Here is a 3,171-nt window from a genome sequence, read left to right as displayed (position 1 = left end):
CCCAAGCCAAACCCAGGCCGAGCTGCGGCCCGCGCCTTGCGAGCGCACGCACCACGGCCCGCGGGCTATCCGACGCGAATTTGAAGACACTCCCTTGGCCCTGTCCACCCACCGCCGTTCACGGCGGTGCGTGACCCGGATGCGGTGCGCCGGCCGGGCGTTCGACGGTGCGCGCGGTGCCACGAAAGAGTGGACATTACGCCGACCGATGGGCGATCCGCGGCCACCCGCCCGGACACTTGCCGGGCCCGGCCCCGTCCTGACCAGCGCATACACCGCATCACCCCAGGTCAAGGCACTGTTGACACCGCGCCTGCCCCGCCCGCTACGTTCGATCACGTCCACCGCAGGACGACCGACCGGGAAATCCTTCCCGGGCAACGCGCACGCGACCGGGCCCCGGTGGCCGGCAGGCCACCCACCGCCAGACCCGGCATCGCACGCGCGGCAGCCCCGGGAAGCCGCCACCGTGCGGCTCGCGGCCGTCAGGGCAGCACCCGTGCGCCTGCCTTGCCGACCACGAGCGCCGACCCGACGGCCGGTGCGACCCGGGTGGGACCCGGCCGCCCAGTAGACAACGGCCCCCGAGACCCGCAGCCAGCCGGTCCGGGGCCGGCCCGAAGGGCGACCGGTCCCACCTGCCGAACACCACGACCCGAGCCCCGCCCCGAGCACCCGGCCGCATGGCGCCCCCGGCGCCCCCGGCGGCTCCGTACGCGAACCCCCGGCCCCCGAAGCCGTGTTGGACCACACGGGCCGACGGCTGTACGAGACGATCCGCAACTGGCAGGCCGCCGCCGAGGACCCGCGCGTCGACGACGCCGGGCTCGAATGGGCGTCGCTCCGAAACCCGCTGCCCACGGTGCGGGACAACGCCCGTCTGCCCTCCGGCGGCGTCGCCTCGGGAGCCCCTAACGTCCGGCACGCGTGGCCCGCCGACCCGAGCGATCCGCGGCACCGAGTCGGCCCGGGCCGACCCGGTTCGGCATGTGCGGGGTGCGTCCGGGTAGCCGCGCCACGGCACGCCGGACGCACCGGGGCCGCGCCGGTCGGCTCGCGAAACCCCAGGGCCGGTGTGGACGTTGTAGCGTACGCAGCCGTACCCGACCACGACGGAACGTGACCGCCGCACGGGCCGCCGCGCCCCGGCGCCCGGCCCCGGCGGCCCGCGAGGAGACGATGTGAGCGCCCCCGACGAGCAGAAGCAGGACACCTTCGGCGACCTCGGCAAGGTGCTCGTGATCATCCCGACCTACAACGAGTCGGACAACATCGCGGATATCGTCGGCCGATTGCGCGCCGCCGCGCCCGGGGTCGACGTCCTGATCGCCGACGACAACAGTCCCGACGGCACCGGTGCCATCGCCGACGGACTCGCCGAACACGACCCGCACGTGCAGGTGCTGCACCGCAAGGGCAAGGAGGGGCTGGGCGCCGCGTACCTCGCCGGGTTCCACTGGGGGCTCGACCGCGGCTACGACGTCCTCGTCGAGATGGACGCCGACGGCTCCCACCAGCCCGAGCAGCTCCCGCGGCTGCTGGAGGCGGCACGCGGCGCCGACCTCGTCCTCGGCTCGCGCTGGGTCCCCGGCGGCGCGATCGTGAACTGGCCCACGTCCCGCAAGCTGCTCTCGCGGGGCGGCAGCACGTACTCGCGCCTCATGCTCGGCCTCGACCTGCGCGACATCACCGGCGGATTCCGGGCGTTCCGCAGGGAGACGCTACTGGGCATCGACATGGACTCGATCGCCTCGCAGGGCTACTGCTTCCAGGTCGACCTCGCCTGGCGTGCCGCCCGCCGCGGGTTCCGCGTCGTCGAGGTGCCGATCACGTTCGTGGAACGCGAGCGCGGCGACAGCAAGATGAGCCGCACCATCGTCGCCGAGGCGCTGTGGCGCGTCACCGCGTGGGGCACCGGGCACCGCCTCGGGCAACTGCGCGACGCCGCACGCGGCGCGGCGCCCGGCATCGGACGACGCGACGCCGACACCGATTCCCCCAGCGATTCCGAAGGCGAACGTCAGCCGGACGCATCGAACGCGTCAGACACATCGGACGCGGGGGCGAAGCCGCCGCGGCCGTCCGGGCCCGCGCCGGGTGCCAAGGGTGCAGCTGACGACGGTGGGAACACTCCGGGCCGCTGAGGCGTCTACCAGGGGGAGGGGAATCACCGCGCGGCCCACCACCGCGACCGGCGGCTACCCTCCTACCGCGGCACGCACCCCGCGGCACGCATACCGCACGACCGCTCCCGGAACCGCCCGGGGACGGGCCCACCCGGACCGTACGGACGGCGTCCGCCGTACCGGCCCCGGGACCGGAAGGGAGACCCCGACACCATGCGCCGCGCCGCAATCCTGCTGCCCCTGGTCGCCCTGCCGATCCTGGAGATCTACCTGATCAGCCGCGTCGGCAGCGCCATCGGCGCGGGCAACACCGTCCTGCTGCTCCTGGCCGGCGTGGTCGCCGGTTCGCTGGCCATCAAGTACGCAGGCCGCCGCGCGCTCAACCGCCTCGCCAAGGCCGCCGCCGCGAACGCGGGCCCCGCGGAGACGGTCTCCGCCGTCCCGACGCCGGAGACCAACAAGGCCGCGGCCGATGCGGGCCTGGTGGTGCTGGGCGGCATCCTGCTGATCATCCCGGGTTTCCTGTCCGACGCGCTCGGCATCCTGTGCCTGCTGCCCTTCACCCGTCCGCTGCTGCGCCGGGCGATCGGCGGCGCGGTCGGCAGCCAGCTGGCCCGCCGCACCAAGTTCGGGGCGGCCGTCGGCCAGGCCCGGCAGGTACAGGACCAGATGCGCATGCACGCCCCCGACGGCCGCGTGGTGCCCGGCGAGGTCGTCGAGGGCACCGTCGTCGACCAGAACGGCGCGACCGTGTGGCGCCCCGGCGACAACGTCGGCGACCAGGGCCCCGGCCGCCTCCCCGGCTGATCCGCACGTCCGATCCCAGGTCGGCCCCGTGCCGCCGCAAGGGCCTGCGGCGGCACGAGTGCATCGATGCGCGAACTCGTCTACTACGTCGCCGGAGCCTCGTCGGCTACATCGTCGGGCCAGACGGCGACGCCTTGTTCTTCCCGCACGACGGCGACCACGCGTCTCTGGTCGTCCTGGAAGTCCCTTCGGCAGCCTGCCGTTTGGCGGCATGCGCGCACACGCCGGTGGCCCGGCC

2 protein-coding genes are annotated in these 3,171 nt (G+C 74.4%); both read left to right on the top strand.

The window, feature by feature from the left end; genetic code table 11:
• Positions 1-1,181 precede the first annotated feature (1,181 nt).
• Positions 1,182-2,144, top strand: coding sequence for a polyprenol monophosphomannose synthase (locus AB0C36_RS42875; protein WP_358365172.1), 963 nt, complete (start codon positions 1,182-1,184; stop codon positions 2,142-2,144).
• A gap of 195 nt (positions 2,145-2,339) precedes the next feature.
• Entirely contained in the window at positions 2,340-2,933 is a 594-nt protein-coding gene (locus AB0C36_RS42870) for an FxsA family protein (RefSeq protein WP_358365170.1), read from the top strand.
• Positions 2,934-3,171 lie beyond the last annotated feature (238 nt).

It is taken from the genome of Streptodolium elevatio, from assembly GCF_040649515.1.
Taxonomy (GTDB): Bacteria; Actinomycetota; Actinomycetes; order Streptomycetales; family Streptomycetaceae; genus Yinghuangia; species Yinghuangia elevatio.
The sequence above is the reverse complement of the archived record's forward strand: the minus strand, read 5'-3'. Positions and strand labels throughout refer to the sequence as shown.